Consider the following 23749-nt stretch of genomic DNA (forward strand, 5'->3'; position numbering starts at 1 on the left):
ATGGTTACGTGACAACGTCACGTATCAGACGTTGGTCAACGTTTTCAGCTTCAGGCTGGACAGGTCAATAAATTTGGCCATATCGCGGCTTTCCGCACGAGGTAAATAAGGAATTTCACCCAGCAGCGGCGCGGAAATATTGGCACTGATCGCGTCAATAGTTTCCTGATAGTGGGCAAGGCACGGGTTAATTCGGTTTGCAACCCAACCCAGCAGCGGTAATCCATCGGCGATAATCGCCTGCGCCGTTAATAGCGCGTGGCTGACACAGCCTTCCTGAATACCGACCACTAATACGACCGGCATATTTTGCTTGCGAACCCAGTCTGAATATAAAAGGTGCGGAGTAATCAATGTTCTCCAGCCATCGCACCCTTCTACGACCACTGAATCTGCCTCTTCACGCATGAAGTTGAGGCCACTGGTCATTATTTCAAAAATATTCTCAGGAACCTGGCTGGCATAAATATCTTCGTCAGCTAAGGCCAGAGGGGTTATTCTATTAAAAGGATAAGCAATAGAAGATGACTGCTGGAGAGTTACCGCATCTTTATTTCGAACCCCGTCGGCCAGCTCCTGGCTGCCAGTTGCAATAGGTTTATAGCCTAAAACGCAGCGATCCTGCGCGGCTAAGGCCTGAAGCAAGGCACGTGTGACAATGGTTTTACCTACACGGGCGTCCGTACCCGTGACGAAAAAGTGCGTTAACATGAAATTCAGGCTCCGGGATCTCTCCGTCTTATTGAAAGATAGCCTCCGGTAAGAAAAAGCCGCCAGAGACAAAGTAACAGCTGAAAGTCTAGGCGATGAGAGATGAGAGCGGTTTGCGTTAGCGCAATGTTTTGTTGACTGGACTGTAAGGAATACGCATAAGGTTATAAGAATTTATTTAATGTCATAACCTGAGGGAATATAAGTAATTAAAGTAACCGGCGGACAAACCACATCCTGTGAGCGTCAGATTTATGGCATTGCTTGCTGATACAGATCAATAAACGTCGCCACACCGAAGAATATAGCCCGCTAAGAGTATTATCCCTGTAATAATTTAATCAGTAAGGAGCCGCTATAAAGCGCATCCTTAACTAATGCCGCGCCGGGCATTGTTCCCTGATTATAAAATTGCGTGGATTCCAGTTTGATATTTTCGCTATATGCGGGAAGTGATTGCTGCTGAATACAGGACATTATCGCGGGATGAAGAATATCCTGAGATAAATTAAGCGGTGAGCCGATCAGCACTTTTTCCGGATTAAACAAATTCACCATGATCGCCAGAATACGTCCTACGCTCTGCCCCACGCTGATAATCACATCACGCGCCAGCTGATCGCCCCGGTTCGCGGCGTCACACACTGCTTCAATCGTCAGAGAAACGCCGTGCAGCAAACTGGCAGGCACCGGCACCGTGAGGCGCTGACGCACTAAATCCAAAATACTGTCGGTACTGGCAACGGTTTCCAGACAACCGTGATTGCCGCAATAACAGCGTTTCCCGTACGGATCAACCTGCGTGTGCCCGATTTCGGCCACGCTGCTGCTGCCTGCGTGCAAAACGCGCCCGCTGGTAATCACCCCGGCGCCGACGTTGTGGTCAATCACAATCTGCACCACATTTTTGCAACCGCGTGACGCACCGTACAACGATTCTGCCAGCGTCCACGCGCCGATATCATGCTGAACGTACACCGGCAGGCCCGTATGTTCCGAAAGCGTATCGCCAAGCGGCATATCGAAAACGTCATGATAAAACGGCATGCGGTGAACAATGCCCCGGCGCGCATCAATCATGCCCGGCAGGGTAATCGCGATGGCGGTCAGGCGCTCAAGTTTGCGCTGATGGCGGATAAAGAACTGATCGATTTCAGAAATGATGCGTTTAAGCAGCGGCTGATGTGCCTGCTCCGGCAGCGGAAGCACTTCTTCTACCACCAGTTTGCTGCTCAGATCCCGTAAACCGAGAGTGATCGACCCCAGGCTGATACGTGCCGAAAGGTAATGCCAGGCCTGAGTATCCAGGGCTAAACCAATGGCGGGACGCCCGCGGCTTCCCGGATCCTGAAACTCAGTTTCAAGTACCAGATGTGCCTGTAAAAGTTCACGGACAATCTTGGTAATACTGGCCGGAGCGAGTTGAGCTTTTTTAGAAAGTTCTATGCGCGAAATGGGACCAAACTGATCTATCAGGCGGTACACAGCACCGACATTGGTTTGTTTAATCTGATCAATATGTCCGGGTTGCCCGTCGGGGATCACTCAAGGAACTCCTGTTATTTTCGCGCTTCAAAATAAAGATTAGGGCTATGTTGGGGTTTTTGTCATATGTCGTCAACTATTTGATTCGTTATGTGATTTGGTGCACAAATTGTGTGAAAAGCCTCTCAGAATTGACTGGAAATACAGCAGGTTTGCCCCCAGTTGCACAGTCAGTTCTCCCGGAGCAGTAAATCGATAAACGCCCGCGTGGCCGCGGTCATCGGGCGACGCGCGTGATTCACCAGCCAGAGCTGCGTGGTACCTTCTGCTTTTCCGAAACGCAAATAACGCACGCCATCGACCTGAATGCGCAAATACGACGCCGGCAATATCGACACGCCTAAACCCGCCGCCACCAGCCCGATAATCGTCAGCGGCTCGCCCACTTCCTGGGTGATAAAAGGCGTTATTCCCTGTGTTTTGAGCTGACCGAGAATATCGTCATACAGCGACGTGCCGACGTCTTTGGAGAAGAACACGAAAGGCTGATCGGCCAGATGCTGAAACGTCAGTTCGCCGTCAGGCAGCGCGTTCAGCGGATTGTCTTTGTGAACCACGGCAATCAGCGGTTCCGACAGGATCAGATGATGCGCCAGCTCTTCCGGCAACTCGCCGTTGCGCATAATCCCCAGATCCAGCTTACCTTCCAGCAGCGGTTCGATTTGCTGTTTACTGTTGAGTTGCTCGATCCGAATATTGACGCCGGGATAGGTCAGCCGGAAATGATGCAGCGTGCGGGAAACGCGACGCATAAAAGGCGCGGAAGACGTCAGCCCGAGCGTCAGATTCCCTGATTCGCCGCGATGAATTCGTGCCGCCTGCGCCGCTGCTTCATCAACACGCAGCAAGATCTGCCGTGCTTCCTGCAAAAATGCCTGTCCGGCCTGCGTCAGCCGCACGCTGCGGTTGTTTCGGTAAAACAGCGTCGCACCGACATGAGTTTCCAGCGCCTGAATCTGCTGGCTGAGCGGCGGCTGAGAAATATGTAACCGCTCAGCGGCACGGCCAAAATGCAGCTCTTCGGCGACTGCGATGAAATACCGCAAATGACGCAGTTCAATGTGGCTCATGGTTTAGATCAATTTATCCTCATTGATATGTTTAACGTATCGTTCTTGCGAAATTAATATATTAGACAATATATCGGCCACTGTTAAAATTTTCATACATTTTAAAATTTAGTTTTACAGCTCATCGCGTTAAGGAATTCCAGTGAAAACCTCCCGGCGGATTTCCGCTGCACCAGCCAATGACTCTGTTAATGACGACGAATTAAATCCTGAAAGCCCCGTCGCCCGTTCCGGCTTGAAAACCCCTTTTATCAAACGTGGAACACCGCAGTTTATCCGCGTCACGCTGGCTTTATTTTCAGCGGGTCTGGCGACGTTTGCCCTGCTCTATTGCGTTCAGCCAATTCTGCCGGTGCTCTCGCATGATTTCGGGGTATCGCCTGCGACCAGCAGTTTATCGCTGTCGTTATCCACCGGTCTGATGGCGGTTGGCCTGCTTTTTACCGGCCCGGTTTCGGACGCCGTGGGGCGTAAATCGGTGATGGTGGTGGCGCTGTTACTGGCCGCGGGTTGCACGCTGGTGTGTTCCTTTATGCAAAGCTGGGACGCGATTCTTATCATGCGCGCACTGATTGGTTTGTCGCTGAGCGGCGTGGCGGCGGTTGCCATGACGTATCTGAGCGAAGAAATTCATCCGAGCGTCGTGGCGTTTTCGATGGGGCTATACATCAGCGGGAATTCCATCGGCGGGATGAGCGGACGTCTGGTCAGCGGCGTTCTGACGGATTTCTTCTCATGGCGTATCGCTATGGCGGTCGTCGGTTTCTTCGCGCTCGCCGCAGCGATCATGTTCTGGCGCATTCTCCCGCCTTCAAAGCATTTCCGCGCCAGTTCGCTCAAGCCGCGCAAATTGCTGATTAACTTCAAACTCCACTGGCGGGACAGCGGCCTGCCGCTGCTGTTTGCCGAAGGTTTCCTGCTGATGGGCAGCTTTGTGACGATGTTCAACTACATCGGTTACCGCCTGCTCGCAACGCCGTACAACCTGAGCCAGGCCATCGTCGGTATCCTGTCGATTGTGTATCTGATGGGCACTTACAGCTCGCCGAAAGCCGGTGTGATGACCGGTGTGTATGGCCGCGGCCCGGTGCTGATTGGTTCTACTGCTATCATGCTGGTGGGGATTTTGATCACCGCCTTCTCACCCGTCTGGATGATTTTCATCGGAATGATCCTGGTCACCGGCGGATTCTTCGCCGCCCACTCGGTTGCCAGCGGCTGGATCGGCCGTCGCGCACGCCGCGCGAAAGGACAGGCGTCGTCACTTTATCTGTTCAGCTACTACGCGGGATCGAGCGTCGCCGGGACTCTGGGAGGATTCTTCTGGCACGCCTACGGTTGGTACGGAATTACGGGGTTTATCAGTCTGATGTTGGTTGTTGGGGTCGGTGTCGGGATCCGGTTGATGCGGCTTTCTGAGGCAAAAGCCGCTTAATGCCATTTTAAGAACCTGGGTTGCCACCCAAACTGGCCCAGATGGCGCGTTAACGCGCGCGCCCTCCGGACACCCGCGCTTTTTAACTGCGCCAGCCCGAATCACTCACCCAGTTTAGAAAGCCTCCTCTGGCTGTCAGCCTCAAATAACTGCATCCGCGCAGTATCAATCTGCACCCAAACCCTGTCCCCCGGTGCGGCACCGGATCTCACCATGCTGTAAACACTCAGCCGTTCTCCACCGAATGTACCGTGGATAAGCTCACTCAGGCCGGTGGGTTCGATGAGCGTAACGTCCAGAGGAACCGCACCAGGCGCGCCCTGTTCGCACAAGACAATGGCTTCGGGGCGCACGCCGCAGGTGACTTCTGCACCACTTTTCAAATTCGTAATCTGCGGGTCAACCGGCAGCGTCTGGCTGGCATTGATGCGCAGCTGCGGCGCGGAATCACCCAGTTCGATTGTGCCGTTAATGAAGTTCATTGAGGGCGAACCGATGAAGCTGGCGACGAATTTATTGGCTGGCGTGTCGTAAAGTTCCAGAGGAGTGCCGACCTGCTGGATGACGCCGTGGTTGAGCACCACGATGCGGTCGGCAAGCGTCATGGCTTCGACCTGATCATGGGTGACGTAAACAATGGTGTTGCGCATGCGCTGGTGCAGGCTTTTGATTTCAATGCGCATCTGCCCGCGAAGCTGAGCGTCAAGGTTGGAAAGCGGTTCATCGAACAGGAAAACCTGCGGTTCACGCACAATCGCCCTGCCCATTGCCACACGCTGACGCTGGCCGCCGGAAAGCTCTTTCGGACGACGGTGCAACAGCGCCGTCAGCCCGAGAATATCCGCCGCTTTGTTCACGGCCGCGTCGATTTCGGCTTTCGGGCGTTTTTGCACTTCAAGGCTGAAACCCATATTCCGCGCGACGGTCATATGCGGATACAGTGCGTAACTCTGAAATACCATCGAGATATCGCGGTCTTTTGGCGCGACCTGATTCATCAGGCGCGTGCCGATGTGAATGTCCCCCGCCGTCGCCAGTTCCAGCCCGGCGATGGTGCGCAGCAAAGTGGATTTTCCACAGCCCGAAGGCCCGACTAACACCACAAATTCGCCGTCCTGAATCGTCAGGTTGATATGACGCAGCACTTCGACATTTTCGTAACGTTTTTGAAGATCGGAAATCGTAATCTGAGCCATAAAATTATCCTTTAACCGCGCCAGCCGTCAGCCCCTGAACCAGGTAACGCTGAATGAATGCAAAGAAAAGACAGGCAGGGATCAGCGCCAGCACCGCCGCCGCCATCATGTCACCCCAGGAAACCGCGAATTTCGACACAAAACTGAGCAGCCCGACCGGAAAAGTCATCACCTCGTTTTTGTTGATAAGCATCAGCGAGAACAGCAGTTCACTCCACGCAGCGGTAAACACAAATCCGAGCGTGGCGGCCATGCCCGGCAACGTCAGCGGTATAATGACTTTGCGCAGCGCCATAAAACGGCTGCACCCTTCGAGCATCGCCGACTCCTCCAGATCTTTCGGAATACTGTCGAAAAACGACTGCATCAGAAAAGTGGCGAACGGCACGTTGAACGCGGTGTAAATCAGGATCAGCCCCAGCAGGCTGTTGGTCAGCCCGAGCGGTGCCATCACTTTGTAAATCGGCGCGAGGATCATCACCAGCGGGAACATTTGCGTGAACAGCAGCAGCGCCGCCATCACGGTTTTGCCACGAAAGCTGAAGCGCGAAAACGCAAAACCTGCACCGGCGGCGATCACGGTCGTCAGGAATGCGGTGCCGAATGACACAATCAGGCTGTTAAAGAAATACAGCGGAAACTGGCTTTCGGTAAACACGCGCTGGAAATGCACCAGCGTCAGTTCACTGGGCCACATCCGCACGCCTTCGCTGTAGAGCAGTTTGTCCGGTGTAAACGAAATCTTGATCAGCCAGTAAATCGGAAACAGCGCGAACAGCAGGTAAAAGAGGATCCCCAGCCGGTGTCCCCCTTTGCGGAGCCACAAATTTAACGAGAGTACGTTCATCGGATTCTCCTTATTTCAACAGCTGGTGGCGGATACGCAGTAAAACCAGTGCGTACAGCGTCATCAGAACCAGCAGGAATACCGCCATCGCCGAGGCATAGCCAAAGTCGAGTTTCCGGTAGGCCGTGGTGAAAATGAAACTTGACAGAATCGACGTCGAATTTGCCGGGCCGCCGTCGGTCATGACCACAATCAGGTCGGCAAAATTGGCAATCCAGATGGTGCGCAGCATGACGGTAATCGCGATCATCGGTGCCAGAAACGGCAGCGTGACTTTGCGAAACTGCTGCCAGCCGGATGCACCGTCCATCGCCGCCGCTTCATACAAATCTTTTGGGATCGACTGCAACGCCGCCAGCAGCGTGATGGCAAAAAACGGAATGCCAAACCAGACATTCGCCAGCACCGGGCCGTAAAGTGCCAGCGTCGGATCCGACAAAATGTTGTAAGGCTCAGAAATAATGTGCAAATCCGTCAGCCAGTACGGCAGCACGCCGATCACCGGATTCAACAACCATGCCCAGGTCAGACCGGAAAGAAACGCGGGCACCGCCCACGGCAGAAACACCAGCGCCTGGACCCAGCGGCGGCCGGGGAATTCACGGTTGAGCAGCAGCGCCAGACCGAGCCCCAGCGCGAACTGTAAAACCAGCGACGTGGCCGTCCAGTTAAAGGTGTGACGCAGTGCGGCGTAAAAATGCCGATCATCAAACATTGTGCGGAAGTTATCCAGCCCGACCCAGCCGGTATCAAACGGGTTAAGCAGCTGAATATTCTGGAAAGCATAAGAAATGCCGATCGCCATCGGTACAAAAATAAACAGGCCAATCAGCACCATCGTCGGGCTGAGATAAACCCAGGGTTCAAGCAGCGCCCGCAAACGGGGAAAGCGCGGCGCGGCAGCGGTGTCTGGCGGTGAAACTTCCAACATCATGACGCGTCTCCAGTTGTAAAAGGTGTTAACTCCGGCACCGCGTGCCGGAGCCGGATGCTTACTTCTGCGTAGCCAGCCACGCCTTTTGCTCTTTGGTGAGGTATTTCGCCCAGTCTTTCACCATGCTTTCTGTGTCGTTCTGGCCGAGCAGCGTCTCCTGCGAGCTGTCTTTCACAATCACCGAGTTAAAATAACCCCAGCCTTTAAGGTGTGTCGGCATGGTAAGCGGAATGTAATCCGGACTGTTCAGCTCGGCAAACCAGCCGGCGAACTGCGGCGCGTGGTAATACGCGTCCTGCTCAGCGCCTTTGTAAATCGGCAGCGTGCCGACGAATTTCGACCACGTCAGGTTGTTTTCTTTGTTGCTGAGGAAGGAAATCAGATCCCAGCTTTGATCCTGATTTTTACCCTGTTTGAACATCGACCAGCCGGTGTAACCGATGGTCGGATAGGCTTTGCCGTTGGGCCCGAGCGGCATCGGCGCGACCGAGAAATCGTCCGGGTTCATGCTGTTTTTGATGGCGATCAGCGCGTCCGGATCCTGATCGAGCATTGCGCATTTCCCGGAATAGAAGCCGGAGACTATTTCGTTAAAACCCCAGTTGACGCTGTCTTTCGGCGCGTAACCTTTCTGGTACATGTCCACCAGGAACTGCGCCCCTTTAATTGCGCCCGGATGCGTCAGCGTGCTGTTGCCGTCTTTGTCGAAAAAGTCCGGCGAGCCGTTCATCGCCGCCATAAACATCATCCAGGCGTTCGTGCCACCGACGCCACCGCGCATGCAGTAGCCGCTGATGCCGTTGCCCAGCCCGCTGATTTTCTTCGCATCGGCCATAAACTCGTCCATGGTTTTCGGTGGCTCAGTCAGCCCGGCCTGCTGGAAGAGTTTTTTGTTCCAGAACATCGCCCGCAGATAGAAACCGTAAGGGATCATGGTCGCCGTGCCGCCGGAAGAGCGCGCCATCGTCAGCGTTTTATCGGTGAGATCCGGCGTGCCGCTCCAGCTTTTCAGGCGCGGTTCGAGATCGGCCAGCATCCCGTTGCTGGCGTACAGCCCCTGCCAGGTATCAGGCATTTCCACGACGTCCGGATATTGCCCGCTCTGAATCATCGTGCCGAGTTTTTCAAACGCCTGCCCCCAAGGCAGTGACACCACTTCAATCTCGACATCCGGATGTTGCGCCTTGTATGCAGTCAACATTTTTTGCAGCATTTCGGTACGCGCCGGGCTGGTGATCACTTCCACCAGCGTCAGTTTGGTGGCGGCAAAACCGGCACAGGAAAACAGGCTGACGCTGAGGGTCAGCGCGCTGAGCAAAGCATGACGTTTCGGGTGTCGCATAATCTTGATTCTCCACGGAGCTAAGGGTCGGATCACAGGAACAGTCGTTGATGTTTTTACCGGGTTCAGGAACAGGCGCTTTCGATGGCGTTTTTCAGGTCGCGCCACAGATCGCCGGTGTCTTCAAGGCCGATAGAAATGCGGATCACGCGTGGCGATACGCCAAAATCAATCGCCGAGTTAAATTCGCCCGCCTGATTCAGCACGGAAATGGCGGGCATCACCAGGCTTTCAAATCCGCCCCAGCTCACGCCCATCCGGAACAATTTCAGTGCGTTACAGAATGTCGGAATGTCGATGCCCTCGCTGAGTTCGAATGAAAACAGGCCGCTGTAACCGGTCAGCGTTGACGTCGGCAGCGGGTCTAAACCGGGATGATTCACCTGCGTAATGCGAGAATAGCCCTGTAAACGTCGCGCCAGTTCCAGCGCACTTTCGTGATGCTGACGCATACGCAGCGGCAAAGTCCGGAGGCCGCGCAGTAAAAGCCAGGCTTCGTTAGCCGACAATTTCCCGCCTAAAAACGGGCTGATATGACGGGTAATCGCACCGATGCGTTCCTGACTGGAGATGACCAGACCGGCTACGACATCGCTGTGCCCGCTGATGTATTTGGATGCGGAATGGATCACCAGATCGATACCGGCCGCCAGCGGTTTCTGGAAAACCGGCGATGCCCAGCTGTTGTCGATCATCGTGATCACGCCGTATTTTTTTGCCAGTGCGGCAATCGCTTTCAGATTCTGCTCGCCCATCACCCAGCTGTTCGGGCTTTCCAGATACAGCAGTTTCGCGCCCTGAATCGCCTCTTCCAGGGCAGGAAGTGAACTGCCATCCACGAACTGAGCCTCAATCTGAAAACGGGTGCAGAACCCGCGCAGGAAGCGGTAGGTATCCGGGTAAACGTGATTCACACACACGACTTTGTCGCCCGGTCCGGCCACGCTCAGAATGGAATTGCTGATCGCCGCCATGCCGCTGCCGAAGGCCAGACAGGCTTCGCCACCCTCCAGTTCCGCGACCTTTTTCTGCAATTCCACTACCGTCGGGTTATCAACGCGGGAATACAGCGCGTGATCGCTGTCACCGCGAAAACGGGCGATCATGCTGTCATAATCGGTGAAACTGAATAATGATGACTGATAAATCGGCGGCGAAATCGCGCCGCGATCATGGCGTCCGTCGTGGACTAAACGGGTGTATTCGTGCAACTCATCGTGCGGGCTTTTATCATCTTGCTGCATTGATCACTTCCTTCATGTCACGTTCAGTTATGTTCAGAATGTCGTTGCTCAGCCTGCGTGCGGTTTCCGGCTCGCGCCGCGCAATGGCTTCAAATAAGGTCCGGTGCAGCGGAAAAGAGTCGCTGAACAGCGCCTGTTCCGGCGGTGATTCGAAAAAGGCGTGCAGCAGGTCGTAGATCCCGCCGACCATTTGCAGCAGCAGCGGATTGTGCGCGGCGGTGTAAATCGCAGCATGAAACTGCCAGTCTTCGGCTCCGGCAGAACCGACGCTCAGATGCACTTTTTCCATCACACCGAGCTTTTGTTCGATAAACAGCAAATCGCTTTCCGTCGCCCTGACTGCTGCCAGCGCCGAGGCTTCGCATTCAATGATCCGGCGGACTTCCAGCGCGTGAAGCATGGTGGCGGAGTCGTTTTTAAAGCGCAGGGACAGAAAGCTGTCGTTAGCGGTGACTTCCGATTGCAGGAAAGTGCCGCTGCCTTTTTTTCGCACGATAATGCCCAGCGCTTCCCAACGTTTCAGCGCCTCGCGGACGGTATTGCGGCTCACCGCCAGCCCTTCCGCCAGCACGCGCTCGGGTGGCAATTTTTCACCCACGCGGGTGCCGGACTGCGCCACATAGCGGGTCAGCGCATCAAGCACCAGCGTATCACTTTGCTGAGGAGCAATCGGGTGCAACAAGTTCAGTTCACCGTGCATATTGTTCTCCGCGCATCGGCCAAAATTGGCCCAACAACTCAACCTGTGAACCACTTTGCAATTTGTTTGCCAGTTTTTAGATAAAGCACTAACTCAATGATTTCCCCTCAGATAGCGTATTTACGCACCGGTCCGGGTAACAAAACCGCGATCGCCGTGGTGCAAAAATCACCGGTTTTGTTATGTCACTGTGCAGGATATGTTCAGACTTGTAGCACGCAATGGATTGACGCTCGTTAGCGCAAATGATAATTGTTATCATGTAAATTCATTTCATCAGGCAGGTTTGTATGACCACGAACACTGACCGCGCGTCTGTCGCCACCGTTTGTATTGTTGGCGGCGGCCCAGCCGGACTAATGCTGGGCTACCTGCTGGCCCGCCAGGGAATTGACGTGACGGTGCTTGAAAAACACCGGGATTTTCTGCGTGATTTTCGCGGCGACACCATTCACCCTTCGACGCTGGACATCATCTGGCAACTGGGTTTTCTCGATGAGTTTCTCGCCCTGCCGCATCAGCGCGCCGAGAAGCTGTACGGCGAAATCAACGGCAAAGAAACCACGCTGGCGGATTTCACTCATCTGCCGACGCAGTGCAAATTCATCGCTTTTATGCCGCAATGGGATTTCCTGAATTTCATCGCCAGCAAGGCCGCGCTGCTGCCGAATTTCCGGCTGATCCACAATGCGCAGGTGCTTTCGCTGCGGGAGAATGAATCCCAGATAACCGGTGTTCTGGCGGATGTGAACGGCGAAACGCAGCATTTCGACGCCGATCTGGTGGTGGGTTGTGACGGCAGAAATTCAATTGTGCGCGAGCAGGCCGGGATGGAAATCCGCCGTTTCGGCGCACCGCGTGACGTGCTGTGGCTGAAAATCAATAAACGCACGGACGACCCGCAGTGGTCGATGGGGCATCGCGGGCCAAAGAAAAACTTCATCATGATCGACCGCGGCGATTACTGGCAGTGCGGTTATTCGATTCCAAAAGACAGCCTCGACGCGCTCAAAGCACGCGGCATCCCGCCTTTTCTGGATTTGCTGACTGAAGTCTCACCGTTTGAGCGTGAGCGTCTGGGCGAAGACATTCAGAGCTGGGACGACGTGCGCCTGCTGGTGATCCGCATCGACCGCCTCAGAGAATGGGCTAAACCCGGCCTGTTATGCATCGGCGACGCCGCCCACGCGATGTCCCCGATTGGCGGCGTCGGCGTAAATCTGGCGATTCAGGATGCCGTCGCGACCGCAAATATTGTCGCGCAACCGCTGAAAGCCGGGCGTCTGACGCTCCGTCACCTGAAACGCATCCAGCGGCGACGGACATTCCCGACGTGGGCAACGCAGACGTTACAGATTATGATCAGTAAGGCCGGGCAAAAACCCCGCAAGCGCGCCCCTTCCCGGCTTGAAAGCTGGCTACGGGGGAGGAAGTTCATTCCCTTCCTGTTCGGACGGCTGATCGGAGTCGGGTTTTATCGGGAGATCCCGAAGTTATGAGCGTGAGACGCACAATGCGTTTGCAAGCGGACTGAGTAGGTTTCGGTTTTTCAATTGCGGCGATCGCTCAGCGGCTCGCGCCGAAACCGACCAAAAGGGGAAAGTGCTTTTCCCCTTTTGGATTTCCCCACGCTTTTTCAACACGCGCTCCGCTCGCTGGCACTGTTTTAGTAACGCCTCTTATTGCCGCGAAAACTTGCCGCCACACGGTGCCTTCGTTTCGGTGTTCGAGCCTTGGGTCCCGAAACTCTCACTCAGCAAGCTTTCAAAAATCACGCCGTATGAGCACCGCAAAAACCGCCTGGTGATGTCGGTCATACATCACAAATATCAATCCTCTCCCCTATTTCATCACCGATAATTGACAAGCGTCATTACGCCGGAACGGTTAATTGTTCAAAGTGCCCGCCTTTCACTTGGATCCAAATTTAATCTCGGGGAATACATGTATGACAGAGTTATTGATAGGTCTGGTGGTGGCCGTGTTTGTCGGGCGGTACATCATCAAGGGGTATTCACCCACCGGCGTACTGATGGTTGGCGGGTTAATACTGCTGATTATCAGTGCGTTAATGGGCCACAGCGTGTTGCCGGAAGGCACGAAGAGCACCGGCTGGAACGCCACGGACATCGTGGAATACGTCAAAATCCTGCTGATGAGCCGCGGTGGCGATCTCGGGATGATGATCATGATGCTGTGCGGTTTCGCGGCGTACATGACGCACATCGGCGCTAACGACGTAGTGGTCAAACTCGCATCACGTCCGCTACAGATGATTAACTCGCCATACATTCTGATGGTCGCGGCCTATATTCTGGCGTGTCTGATGTCGCTGGCGGTGTCTTCCGCGACCGGTCTCGGCGTACTGCTGATGGCGACGCTGTTCCCGATTATGGTGAATGTCGGCATCAGCCGCGGCGCGGCGGCGGCGATTTGTGCGTCGCCGGCGGCCATTATTCTTTCCCCGACCTCAGGCGATGTGGTGCTGGCGGCGCAGGCGGCCAACATGCCGCTGGTCGATTTTGCCTTCAAAGTCACCCTGCCGATTTCGATTGCCGCTATTGTGGCGATGGCCGTCGCGCATTTCTTCTGGCAGCGTTATCTGGATAAACGCGATACCGCCGTGGTAGATAGCGTGGATTCCAGCAAAGATGACGTCATTGAAACCAACGCCCCGGCGTTTTACGCCATTTTGCCTTTCACGCCGATTATCGGGGTGCTGATTTTTGACGGTAAATGGGGCCCGAATCTGCATATCATTACTATCCTGGTGATCTGCATGGTGCTGACTGCACTGATTGAAACAGTAAGAAACCGCAACGGGAAAGCCGTGTTTGCCGGGCTGGACGTCGCGTATCGCGGTATGGCGGATGCGTTTGCCAACGTCGTGATGCTGCTGGTTGCGGCTGGCGTTTTCGCGCAGGGTCTGAGCACCGTCGGCTTTATCAGCAGCCTGATCGGGCTGGCGCAAAACTTTGGTTCTGGCAGCATTATTATGATGCTGGTGCTGGTCACCATCACCGTCCTTGCGGCCATGACCACCGGCTCGGGCAATGCGTCGTTTTATGCGTTCGTGGAACTTATCCCGAAACTGGCGGCGAAAATGGGCATCAACCCGGGATATCTGGTGATCCCGATGTTACAGGCGTCCAACCTTGGTCGCACCATTTCACCGGTCTCGGGCGTCGTGGTCGCCGTGGCAGGTATGGCAAAAATCTCCCCGTTCGAAGTGGTAAAGCGCACCTCCGTGCCGGTTCTCGTGGGGCTCATAGTGGTTATTGTCGCCACAGAAATTCTGGTTCCGGTTCACTAATTCCCCTCCTTTTCTAATGCTGAAATCATTTGCGCTGTATCAAGGCGGCAACTGAGCAAATCCCCGGAAGCATACAAAAGTATGTGACCGGGGTGCGCGAAGGAAGCCAACGCCGAGACAGCGTGAAGGATGAAAGTATTGATCACATAAATACGATATGGGCTAATACCAACTCAGGTTAAGCTACTGCGCCTTGAAGGTCGGGGAAAAAGCCCCGTCTGAGTGATGGCGAAATCCGCGTAATATAGGCTTTTTATGTCGAATAATCCGGGCTACAAACGAATCGGCGGGTGGTTACTGGCCCCGATGGCGTATCTGATTGTCACGCTGCTGAGCGTTGTATTAATGCTGTTCCTGTTTTCAATGGCCATATTTATGCCGGAATCACGCGAATATTTAATCACCAATTCGCAGGCCTTTACGCTGCAATGGTATTTCTCCGTGGTAACCACGTTAGCGATGGGGTTATTTACCGTTGCGGTTCTCTGGCAATTTTGTAAGCGTGCCAGAGCGTTACCAAAAATGTATATTATCTGGTTGTTGTGTACGGTATTGCTGGCGGTAAAAGCCTTTGCATTCTCGCCGGTTACCGATGATCTGGCCGTGCGTAACTTACTGTTACCCTTATTGGCTGCTGCGGTGTTTGTGCCTTATTTCAAGCGCTCACTGCGGGTGAAAGAAACCTTCACGGAATAACCCTGAAGTTTTAATGTTTATTATGTCCGGGCAATTGTCATGACCTCTTACTTATTACTGTTTGTCGGCACCATGCTGGTGAATAACTTTGTTCTGGTGAAGTTCCTCGGACTTTGCCCGTTTATGGGCGTGTCCAAAAAACTGGAATCCGCCATCGGCATGGGCCTGGCGACCACGTTCGTGATCACCTTGTCGAATATCTGTTCGTGGATGGTCAACACCTTCATTCTGATGCCGCTGGGCCTGGTGTACCTGCGCACCATGGCGTTTATCCTGGTGATCGCTGTCGTCGTACAGTTCACCGAAATGGTCGTGCGCAAAACCAGCCCGTCGCTGTATCGCCTGCTGGGTATTTTCCTGCCGCTTATCACTACCAACTGCGCCGTGCTCGGCGTGGCGCTGCTTAACATCAACCAGCAGCTGAATTTCATGCAGTCCGCGCTCTACGGTTTTGCCGCCTCACTCGGTTTCTCGCTGGTGATGGTGCTGTTCGCCGCCATTCGTGAGCGCCTGGTTGTCGCTGACGTGCCTGCACCGTTCAAAGGTTCTTCGATTGCGCTGGTCACGGCGGGCCTGATGTCACTGGCCTTTATGGGCTTTACGGGTCTGGTGAAATTCTGATGTTTGAATTATGGGTAGCGATTGGTGCGCTGACCGCACTGGCTCTGGTGTTTGGCCTGCTGCTGGGTTACGCCTCGCGTCGTTTTGCCGTGGAAGGCAACCCGGTTGTCGATCAGATTGACGATATCCTGCCGCAAAGCCAGTGTGCGCAATGCGGTTATCCCGGTTGTAAACCTTACGCCGAAGCCGTGGCCAATGGCGACAACATCAACAAATGTGTGCCGGGCGGCGAAGCGGTCATGCTCAAGCTGGCCACCCTGCTCAACGTCGAGCCGCAGCCGATGGGCGAAGACGTCGCCGCCGCCGTGCCGGTGCGCAAAGTGGCGTATATCGACGAAAGCAACTGTATCGGCTGCACCAAATGCATTCAGGCCTGCCCGGTCGATGCGATTGTGGGCGCAACCCGTGCCGTGCATACCGTGATTACCGATTTATGTACCGGCTGTGACCTGTGCGTCGCACCGTGCCCGACGGACTGCATCGAAATGCTGCCGATCAAAACCACCACCGCAAACTGGAAGTGGGATTTGCAATCCATTCCGGTTCAGGTCATCCATGCGGAGTAACATGTTTAATCTGTTTGCCGCGCTCAAAAAAGACAAAGTCTGGGACTTCGACGGTGGTATTCATCCGCCGGAAATGAAGACGCAGTCGAGCCACGTTCCGCTGCGCAACGTGCCGTTGCCTGAGCGCTTTATCATTCCCCTTCAGCAGCATCTTGGCCCGGAGGGCGAGCTGTGTGTGAAAGCCGGTGACCGGGTTTTAAAGGGCCAGCCGCTGACGACAGGCCGTGGCCGCACCGTGCCGGTACACGCGCCGACGTCTGGCGTGATCACCGCCATCGAACCACATATCACCGCGCACCCTTCCGGCCTGAAAGAACTCTGCGTTCTGATTGAAGCCGACGGGCAAGACACCTGGTGCGAACGCAACATTGTGGCCGATTACCGCCAGCTTTCTGCCGGAGAGCTGAACCAGCGCATCAGCCAGGCCGGTATCGCCGGATTGGGCGGCGCAGGTTTCCCGACCGCCAGCAAACTCGCAGGCGGCCTGACGTCCACGCGCACGCTGATCCTCAACGCCGCCGAATGCGAACCCTACATCACTGCCGATGACCGGCTGATGCAGGAACACGCGGATCAGATCCTCGAAGGCACGCGCATTCTCTGTCATATGCTCAGCCCGGAACGCGTTCTCATCGGCATCGAAGACAATAAACCGGAAGCCATTGCGGCGTTTAAAACTGCGATTAAAGCTACGGCTCAGCAGGATCTGGCTAACGGTATCCGCTTCGAACTGCGCGTGGTGCCGACCAAGTATCCGTCCGGCGGAGCCAAACAGCTGACCAAAATTCTGACCGGCCTCGAAGTGCCGAAAGGTCATCACTCGTCGTCAATCGGCGTGCTGATGCAAAACGTCGGGACGGTTTACGCGATTAAACGCGCGATCCTCGACGGCGAACCGCTGATCGAACGTGTCGTGACGCTGACCGGTGAAGCGATGGCGAAACCCGGTAACGTCTGGGCACGTCTGGGTACGCCGGTTTCGCATCTGATGCAGGAAGGCGCGTTACAGCCGCAGGGCGATAAAAAGATGGTGATCATGGGCGGGCCGCTGATGGGCTTTACCCTGCCGTCGCTCGATGTGCCGGTCGTTAAGATCTCCAACTGCCTGCTGGCTCCGTCCGAATCGGAACTTGGCCAGCCTGAGCCGGAAGAAGCCTGTATCCGTTGCAGCCTGTGCGCGGAAGCCTGTCCGGCCGGTTTACTGCCGCAGCAGCTTTACTGGTTCAGCCGCGGCGAAGAACACGAAAAAGCGCGCAACCATAACCTGTTCGATTGCATCGAATGCGGCGCCTGTGCTTACGTCTGCCCGAGCAACATTCCGCTGGTGCAGTATTATCGTCAGGAAAAGGCCGAAATCCGTGCCATCGACAGCGAAACCGCCCGTGCGACCGAAGCCAAAGCGCGTTTTGAAGCCAAACAGGCGCGTATGGAACGTGACAAAATCGCCCGCGAAGAGAAACACCAGAAAGCCGCCGTTAAGCTGAGCGAAACGCCGGTAGACGACGCCCCGGTCGCCGGAGCCGTGGCTGAAACGGCGGAAGTGGATCCGCGTCAGGCCGCACTGGCCGCCGCCATTGCCCGCGCCAAAGCCAAAAAAGCGGCTGCCGCGCAGGAAATCCCGGTCGCGTCTGAACCGGTGCCTGAAACGCCGCCGACCGCAGAAGACGATCGCAAAGCCGCCGTGGCTGCCGCTATCGCCCGGGTAAAAGCGAAGAAAGCGGGAAATGGCGTGGTGGTGGAAGCCACCGACAGCGAGCTCAATGTGACTCCGCCAGCACCGGCAGAAGACGACCGCAAGGCCGCCGTAGCCGCAGCGATTGCCCGCGTGAAAGCGAAGAAAGCCGCCGCCGCTCAGGCCAATACTGACGAAGACGTGACAACGTCACCGGCTGAACCTTCTGCTGACGACAAGCGTAAAGCCGCTGTCGCCGCCGCCATTGCCCGTGCGAAAGCAAAAAAAGCGGCGGCGCAGAGTGACGCCGAAGAGTCCGCTGCGGACAACGACGCATCTTCAGAACCAGACACAACACAACAAGAAAGCGATCCACGCAAAGCCGCCGTGGCTGCTGCGATCGCCCGAGTTAAGGCCCGTAAAGCCGCTCAGACAATGTCGAACGAGGAATAGATGGCCTTCAGGATCGCAAGTTCACCTTTTACACATAACCGCCAAAATACCAGCACCATCATGATGATGGTGATTCTGGCGTGTATTCCGGGTCTGATCGCTCAGATTTGGTTTTTCGGCTACGGAACACTGGTTCAGCTCGCCCTGGCTATCGTGATTGCTTTACTGGCAGAAGGTGCCGTTTTGCAACTGCGCAAACAGCCGGTAAAAAAACGTCTGGGCGATAACAGCGCCCTGCTGACGGCCATTTTGATCGGCATCAGCCTGCCGCCGCTCGGCCCGTGGTGGATGGTGGTGCTTGGCACGTTTTTCGCCATCATCATCGCCAAACAGCTGTATGGCGGTCTGGGGCAAAACCCGTTTAACCCGGCGATGGTGGGTTATGTCGTGCTGCTGATTTCGTTCCCGGTGCAGATGACCACCTGGCTGCCGCCGGACGCGCTGCAACATCATCACATCAGCTTCACCGATACACTGCTGACCATTTTCACCGGCCACAGCGGGCAGGATCTGACCGCCTATCAGTTGCAAATGAACGTGGATGGCGTGACGCAGGCGACGCCGCTGGATGCCTTTAAAACCGGCTTACGCTCCGGGCATACAGCCGATCAAATTCTGGCAACACCGCTGTTTGGCGGCACGCTGGCGGGTCTGGGCTGGCAGTGGATTAACCTCGGTTTTCTGGCCGGTGGCCTGTTCCTGATGTGGCGTAAGATCATCAGCTGGCACATTCCGGTGGCAATGCTCGGTATGCTGGCGTTCTGCGCCGCCATCGCGTGGGGGCTGTCACCGGAAAGCTATTCTTCACCGCTGGTCGGCCTGTTCTCCGGTGCGACCATGCTCGGTGCCTTCTTTATCGCCACCGACCCGGTGACGGCGTCCACCACGCCAAAAGGCCGTCTGGTTTTCGGTGCATTAATTGGTTTACTGGTGTGGCTTATCCGCACGTACGGCGGGTATCCTGACGGCGTGGCCTTTGCCGTTTTACTGGCCAACATTACCGTGCCGCTGATTGACCACTACACTCAACCACGTGTTTACGGGCATCGCTGAGGAAGAATTATGTTAGCTACAATGCGACGCCACGGCCTGATCCTGGCTTTCTTTGGCGCACTGATGACCGGCATGACCGCCATCGTAAACCTGCTGACCAAGCCAACGATTGAACATCAGGCGCTGTTACAGCAAAAAACGCTGTTTGATCAGGTGATCCCGGCCAGCGTTTACGATAACAACATGCAGAACGAATGTTACAACGTCACCGATGAATCACTCGGCACCGCTACGCCGCACCGCCTGTATCTGGCGCGCAAAGGCGGTGAACCGGTGGCTGCCGTGGTGGAAACTACCGCGCCAGACGGTTATTCCGGTGCAATCCAGCTGCTGGTTGCCGCTGATTTTCATGGCAAAGTCTACGGTTCCCGCGTGCTCGAACAGCATGAAACGCCGGGGCTGGGTGACAAAATTGAAGTGCGTATATCTGACTGGATCAAGCATTTCGCCAACGAAACCGTGAACGGCCCCAGCGACCCGCGCTGGGCTGTGAAGAAAGATGGCGGCGTGTTTGATCAGTTTACCGGCGCGACCATTACCCCGCGCGCTGTCGTGCGCTCGGTGAAACGCACGGCGTTATTTATCGGGACGGTGCCGTCTCAGCTTTCCCACCTCACCCCTTGTGGAGCCCGTGATGAGTGAAGCCAGAAAGATAATCGTTCAGGGTCTGTGGACCAATAACTCCTCGCTGGTCCAGCTGCTGGGGCTTTGCCCGCTGCTGGCCGTGACGTCCACGGCGACTAACGCCTTAGGTTTGGGGCTGGCAACCACGCTGGTGCTGACCTGTACTAACGGCATGATTTCCGCGTTCCGTAAGTGGATCCCGGATGAAATCCGTATTCCGATTTACGTGCTGATCATCGCATCGGTGGTCAGTACCGTTGAAATGCTGATCAATGCGTATGCCTTTGGTTTGTATCAGGCGCTGGGGATTTTCATCCCGCTGATTGTGACCAACTGTGTGGTGGTCGGACGTGCGGAAGCCTGCGCCGCGAACAGTCCGGTGCATCTGGCGGCGCTGGACGGCGCCATGACCGGCCTCGGGGCGACGTGCGCAATGTTCGTCCTCGGTTCGATGCGTGAAATTCTCGGCAGCGGCGTGTTGTTTAACGGCGCAGATTTGCTGCTCGGCGGCTGGGCGAAAGTGCTGCGCGTTGAAGTGATTCATCTGGATAACCCGTTCCTGCTGGCGATGCTGCCGCCGGGCGCGTTTATCGGTTTGGGCCTGCTGCTGGCGGCTAAATACCTGATTGATCAGCGCATGAAAGCGCGAAAAGCGGTGCAACACGTTGCCGCCGAAGACAGTTTGCCAAAGGGAAGTGTTCATGAATAAGGAAAAGCGCATTGAGATCCTCAGCCGTTTGCGGGACAACAACCCGCATCCCACAACCGAACTGGTGTACACCACGCCGTTCGAGCTGCTGATTTCGGTGTTACTTTCCGCGCAGGCCACGGACGTCAGCGTGAACAAAGCGACCGCGAAACTTTATCCGGTCGCGAACACGCCGGAGTCCGTTCTGGCGCTCGGCGTGGACGGTGTGAAGGAATACATCAAAACCATCGGCCTGTTTAATTCGAAAGCCGAAAACGTCATTAAAACCTGCCGGATTTTGCTGGAAAAACACAACGGCGAAGTGCCGGAAGACCGCGCCGCGCTGGAAGCCCTGCCGGGCGTCGGGCGTAAAACCGCCAACGTGGTGCTCAATACCGCTTTCGGCTGGCCCACCATTGCCGTCGATACGCATATTTTCCGCGTCTGTAACCGGACGAAATTCGCGCCAGGTAAGACCGTCGATGACGTGGAAGAGAAATTACTGAAAGTGGTGCCGAAGGAATTTATGCTCGACTGCCATCACTGGCTGATTTTGCACGGTCGCTATACCTGTATTGCGAGGAAGCCGCGGTGCGGATCGTGTTTGATTGAAGATTTGTGTGAGAGTAAAGAGAAGGTCTACGCGGAGTGAAAGGGAGTGCCGCTGCGCGGTTCCTTTTCCCGGTGTTACTCAGCCTGCGGCCTCACCCTTCCGACCTCCCCCTTCGCAGGGGGAGGAGAAAGTCAAAATCAAATAAACGACTTCGCCTGCTTGAGCACCACATCACACGCTTTGGTTTTCACTTTCTCTTTCACCTGCGTCAGCCCGCTGCCGAGATTATTCAGATCAACGCTCTGATCTTTACCGGTTTTCAGCAACCCGCCCAGCCCCTGCTGGTAGTCCTTGCTTTCAGCACCAGACGCGCTCTGGATCCCCAGTTTGTTCAGCAGCTGATCTTTCACGTTTTCGGTGCTGGCTTTAGAAAGTACGTTGTTTTTCACGCAATACTGCAATACACCGGCGACGTTGGTCGCGCTGGTGGAGGTCAGTGCTTTATCGCCGCCGTTGAGCAGTGAAGTCAGTGATGATGTGGTTCCCGTCCCTGAGGTTGTTCCCGCACTGTTCAGCCCGTCGGTGGCGGCCTGTTGCAGTTGTCCCAGCAGGTTATTTGATGCCTGTGCGGAGGCTGCCACTAACAGGCTGCCCGCGACGATGGCCAGAACGCCAGCTTTTAATGCTTTCATGTGCTACTCCATTCATTTCACTTATATATTGCGGGAAAGCTTGGTCTTAAATGATGAATTCATCAATAGGAAAATCGGAGAGAAACCGGCAATGCCGGTTTTATTTGATCGTCGGCGGGGGGGCAAGCGGTTGTTGCTGCGTCAGCCACAGACCGGCGGCGGTAAAAAAATGCTGCGCCAGCGCCGTCGCCCTGCCCGGTTCGGCCACTACCAGCGCCGCGTGGCGGGTCATAGGGGTGATGTCCAGCGGGCAGCGTTTCAGTGCCGGATGCATCTCGTCTATCAGATGCCCGCTCGGCACTAACGCACAGCCGATGCCGACAAACACGCCCTGCATCAGCTGAAATATCGAGGTACTTTCCAGACGTGGATGCAGTTCGAGTCCGGCCTGGCGGAAGAAATTATCCAGATAGCGGCGGAAATAACGGCTCGGCTCGGACAGACACAAAGGCAACGCCGCGGCCTGTTCGGCGGTCATCAACCCGACATTGTCCAGTTCGGGGAAATGGTCCGGGTGATACACCACGTCCACGCCGCCATCATCAAGCGACACCAGCTGGAAACGCAGTTCGTTGAGGGTCGAAAATTCGAAAAAGCCGATGCCGACATCCACGGAATGGCTGCTCAGCGCTTCAATCAGCTGATCGGCGCTGACTTCCGAGACGCGGTAATCCAGCCCCGGATGCGCCTGGCTCACCGCTCTAATCAGCCGCGCCAGCGAAACGCTGCACTGTGGCATAACGCCGATGCGTAACGTCCCGCTCATGCCCTGCTTGAGGGATTCCACCTCCAGCTTCAGGCCTTCGTAAACCGCCACTATTTCGCGCGCCCAGCTCAGCACCCGCAGGCCTTCGGCGGTGAATCCTTCGAAATTGTTGCCCCGGTTGATCAGGTTCAGCCCGAGTTCTTTTTCAAGATTTTTGAGCCGCATCGACAGCGTCGGCTGGCTGACAAAACTGGCTTCCGCCGCCCGCCCGAAATGACGTTCCCGTTCAAGATTGCAGAGATAAATAAGCTGTTTGATGTCCATTTTCGTTATATTTCAATGACTTATAGTTGATATCATGAGTGTGTAAATTTAATTATGTACTACGGCATGTACTTACCTTAAATCTGACCTGCAAATCTACGCGCATCTAGCTCCCATGCATTTATCATATCGGACGTCGATATTTTGTCACGGACTCTTGAGCCAGAATTGATGCCTTCTCCGAGATATCGCTCAACAACATGCAGCCTGGATGACTCCCTTCCGAACCGGCATATTTTATTGAGGTCAATCCCTGCCTCTACGTAGTCAGTTGCTGGCGATGGAAATCCCATAGATTCCTCCTACCTCACATAGCCCATGTTCACCAAGAAATAGCGTTTCTCTTCACCGTGACAGTCTGTATAATCACGAAAGAACGACTGATGTTTAGCTATCCAATCGTTAGCCTCGTTCAGTGACCAGAAGTGATTTACCTTAGCCAGCTCCTGAACGAATCGGACTGTGGTTACCACCTTCCCTCTCTTCGGGTCGCGCGTGATACTGCGCATGAACGCCACTTTGATGTCTGAATATTTAGCCATAACCAACCCATAAAATACTGTTCATTTATACAGTATAGTCATGGGGAATCGATCGGTGCAAACGATCGAATTGTAAATATCGATCGTTACAACCAATTTGAGGCTTGGCTACGATACGCATGACCTCAACTCAATCTTAATTATTTAAAATTGGACAGAAAATGAGCAATGAATCAAAGTTTCACGTAATCGTTGTGGGAGGATGTATCTTTCTTGGGGTGG

Annotated in this window: 22 protein-coding genes; 11 read left to right on the top strand and 11 right to left on the bottom strand. The window is 55.0% G+C overall.

Features of this window, described 5'->3' with window-relative positions:
* Positions 1-24: 24 nt before the first annotated feature.
* The 3 genes from bioD to J1782_RS17320 form a co-directional block, all read right to left on the bottom strand.
* Positions 25-711 (bottom strand): dethiobiotin synthase, encoded by a 687-nt coding sequence (gene bioD / locus J1782_RS17310; protein ID WP_217153601.1) that lies wholly within the window; start codon positions 709-711, stop codon positions 25-27.
* 321 nt (positions 712-1032) lie between these two features.
* On the bottom strand, positions 1033-2256 hold the full coding sequence (locus tag J1782_RS17315) for an ROK family transcriptional regulator (protein ID WP_152326155.1): 1224 nt from the start codon (positions 2254-2256) through the stop codon (positions 1033-1035).
* Between the two features lie 170 nt (positions 2257-2426).
* The gene (locus J1782_RS17320; protein WP_152326154.1) at positions 2427-3326 is read right to left on the bottom strand and encodes a LysR family transcriptional regulator; all 900 of its coding nucleotides are present in this window, start codon (positions 3324-3326) and stop codon (positions 2427-2429) included.
* 142 nt (positions 3327-3468) lie between these two features.
* On the opposite strand from J1782_RS17320, the gene J1782_RS17325 reads away from it, so the two are divergent.
* Positions 3469-4761: an MFS transporter gene (locus J1782_RS17325; RefSeq protein ID WP_152326153.1), complete on the top strand. Its 1293-nt coding sequence runs from the start codon at positions 3469-3471 to the stop codon at positions 4759-4761.
* Positions 4762-4862: 101 nt separating this feature from the next.
* Here J1782_RS17325 and J1782_RS17330 read toward each other — a convergent pair whose 3' ends face one another.
* The 6 genes from J1782_RS17330 to J1782_RS17355 form a co-directional block, all read right to left on the bottom strand.
* A complete protein-coding gene (locus J1782_RS17330) occupies positions 4863-5957 on the bottom strand; it encodes an ABC transporter ATP-binding protein (protein ID WP_217153602.1) in 1095 nt (364 codons plus the stop codon).
* A gap of 4 nt (positions 5958-5961) precedes the next feature.
* Positions 5962-6804, bottom strand: coding sequence for a carbohydrate ABC transporter permease (locus J1782_RS17335; RefSeq protein ID WP_152326151.1), 843 nt, complete (start codon positions 6802-6804; stop codon positions 5962-5964).
* Positions 6805-6814: 10 nt separating this feature from the next.
* Entirely contained in the window at positions 6815-7738 is a 924-nt protein-coding gene (locus J1782_RS17340) for a carbohydrate ABC transporter permease (RefSeq protein WP_101078854.1), read from the bottom strand.
* Positions 7739-7796: 58 nt separating this feature from the next.
* Positions 7797-9080, bottom strand: coding sequence for a sugar ABC transporter substrate-binding protein (locus tag J1782_RS17345; RefSeq protein ID WP_152326150.1), 1284 nt, complete (start codon positions 9078-9080; stop codon positions 7797-7799).
* Positions 9081-9145: 65 nt separating this feature from the next.
* Positions 9146-10324 (bottom strand): aminotransferase class I/II-fold pyridoxal phosphate-dependent enzyme, encoded by a 1179-nt coding sequence (locus tag J1782_RS17350; protein WP_152326149.1) that lies wholly within the window; start codon positions 10322-10324, stop codon positions 9146-9148.
* The gene (locus J1782_RS17355) at positions 10311-11024 is read right to left on the bottom strand and encodes a FadR/GntR family transcriptional regulator (protein WP_165057420.1); all 714 of its coding nucleotides are present in this window, start codon (positions 11022-11024) and stop codon (positions 10311-10313) included. The genes J1782_RS17350 and J1782_RS17355 overlap by 14 nt, the downstream gene beginning before the upstream one ends.
* Before the next feature lie 290 nt (positions 11025-11314).
* Here J1782_RS17355 and J1782_RS17360 point away from each other — a divergent pair, with 290 nt between their 5' ends.
* The 10 genes from J1782_RS17360 to nth all read left to right on the top strand — a co-directional run bounded on the left by J1782_RS17360 (position 11315) and on the right by nth (position 21362).
* Positions 11315-12523: an FAD-dependent oxidoreductase gene (locus J1782_RS17360; protein WP_152326147.1), complete on the top strand. Its 1209-nt coding sequence runs from the start codon at positions 11315-11317 to the stop codon at positions 12521-12523.
* Between the two features lie 449 nt (positions 12524-12972).
* Positions 12973-14337: an anaerobic C4-dicarboxylate transporter DcuC gene (gene dcuC / locus J1782_RS17365; RefSeq protein WP_165057418.1), complete on the top strand. Its 1365-nt coding sequence runs from the start codon at positions 12973-12975 to the stop codon at positions 14335-14337.
* A 255-nt stretch (positions 14338-14592) separates the two neighbouring features.
* Positions 14593-15033, top strand: a complete 441-nt coding sequence (locus tag J1782_RS17370) for a DUF2569 domain-containing protein (protein ID WP_152326145.1) — start codon at positions 14593-14595, stop codon at positions 15031-15033.
* A 39-nt stretch (positions 15034-15072) separates the two neighbouring features.
* A complete protein-coding gene (gene rsxA, locus J1782_RS17375) occupies positions 15073-15654 on the top strand; it encodes an electron transport complex subunit RsxA (RefSeq protein ID WP_101078861.1) in 582 nt (193 codons plus the stop codon).
* Positions 15654-16220 (top strand): electron transport complex subunit RsxB, encoded by a 567-nt coding sequence (rsxB, locus tag J1782_RS17380; protein ID WP_152326144.1) that lies wholly within the window; start codon positions 15654-15656, stop codon positions 16218-16220. Before rsxA ends, rsxB begins: the two co-directional genes overlap by 1 nt.
* A gap of 1 nt (position 16221) precedes the next feature.
* Complete coding sequence (gene rsxC / locus J1782_RS17385) at positions 16222-18345, top strand: electron transport complex subunit RsxC (protein WP_217153603.1); 2124 nt, start codon at positions 16222-16224, stop codon at positions 18343-18345.
* Entirely contained in the window at positions 18346-19398 is a 1053-nt protein-coding gene (gene rsxD / locus J1782_RS17390) for an electron transport complex subunit RsxD (RefSeq protein WP_217153604.1), read from the top strand.
* A 9-nt stretch (positions 19399-19407) separates the two neighbouring features.
* Positions 19408-20040 carry an electron transport complex subunit RsxG gene (rsxG, locus tag J1782_RS17395; RefSeq protein WP_165057413.1) on the top strand — a complete coding sequence of 211 codons (633 nt, stop codon included), beginning with the start codon at positions 19408-19410 and terminating at the stop codon, positions 20038-20040.
* Positions 20033-20731: an electron transport complex subunit E gene (locus tag J1782_RS17400; protein WP_152326140.1), complete on the top strand. Its 699-nt coding sequence runs from the start codon at positions 20033-20035 to the stop codon at positions 20729-20731. Before rsxG ends, J1782_RS17400 begins: the two co-directional genes overlap by 8 nt.
* Positions 20724-21362: an endonuclease III gene (gene nth / locus J1782_RS17405; RefSeq protein WP_165057411.1), complete on the top strand. Its 639-nt coding sequence runs from the start codon at positions 20724-20726 to the stop codon at positions 21360-21362. Before J1782_RS17400 ends, nth begins: the two co-directional genes overlap by 8 nt.
* 98 nt (positions 21363-21460) lie before the next feature.
* On the opposite strand, the gene J1782_RS17410 is transcribed toward nth, so the two are convergent.
* Both J1782_RS17410 and J1782_RS17415 read right to left on the bottom strand, forming a co-directional pair.
* Positions 21461-21955 (bottom strand): DUF2501 domain-containing protein, encoded by a 495-nt coding sequence (locus J1782_RS17410; protein ID WP_101078869.1) that lies wholly within the window; start codon positions 21953-21955, stop codon positions 21461-21463.
* A gap of 100 nt (positions 21956-22055) precedes the next feature.
* Positions 22056-22985 carry a LysR family transcriptional regulator gene (locus J1782_RS17415; RefSeq protein WP_217153605.1) on the bottom strand — a complete coding sequence of 310 codons (930 nt, stop codon included), beginning with the start codon at positions 22983-22985 and terminating at the stop codon, positions 22056-22058.
* Positions 22986-23749 lie beyond the last annotated feature (764 nt).

Source organism: Rahnella sp. BCC 1045, from assembly GCF_019049615.1.
Taxonomy (GTDB): Bacteria; Pseudomonadota; Gammaproteobacteria; order Enterobacterales; family Enterobacteriaceae; genus Rahnella; species Rahnella contaminans.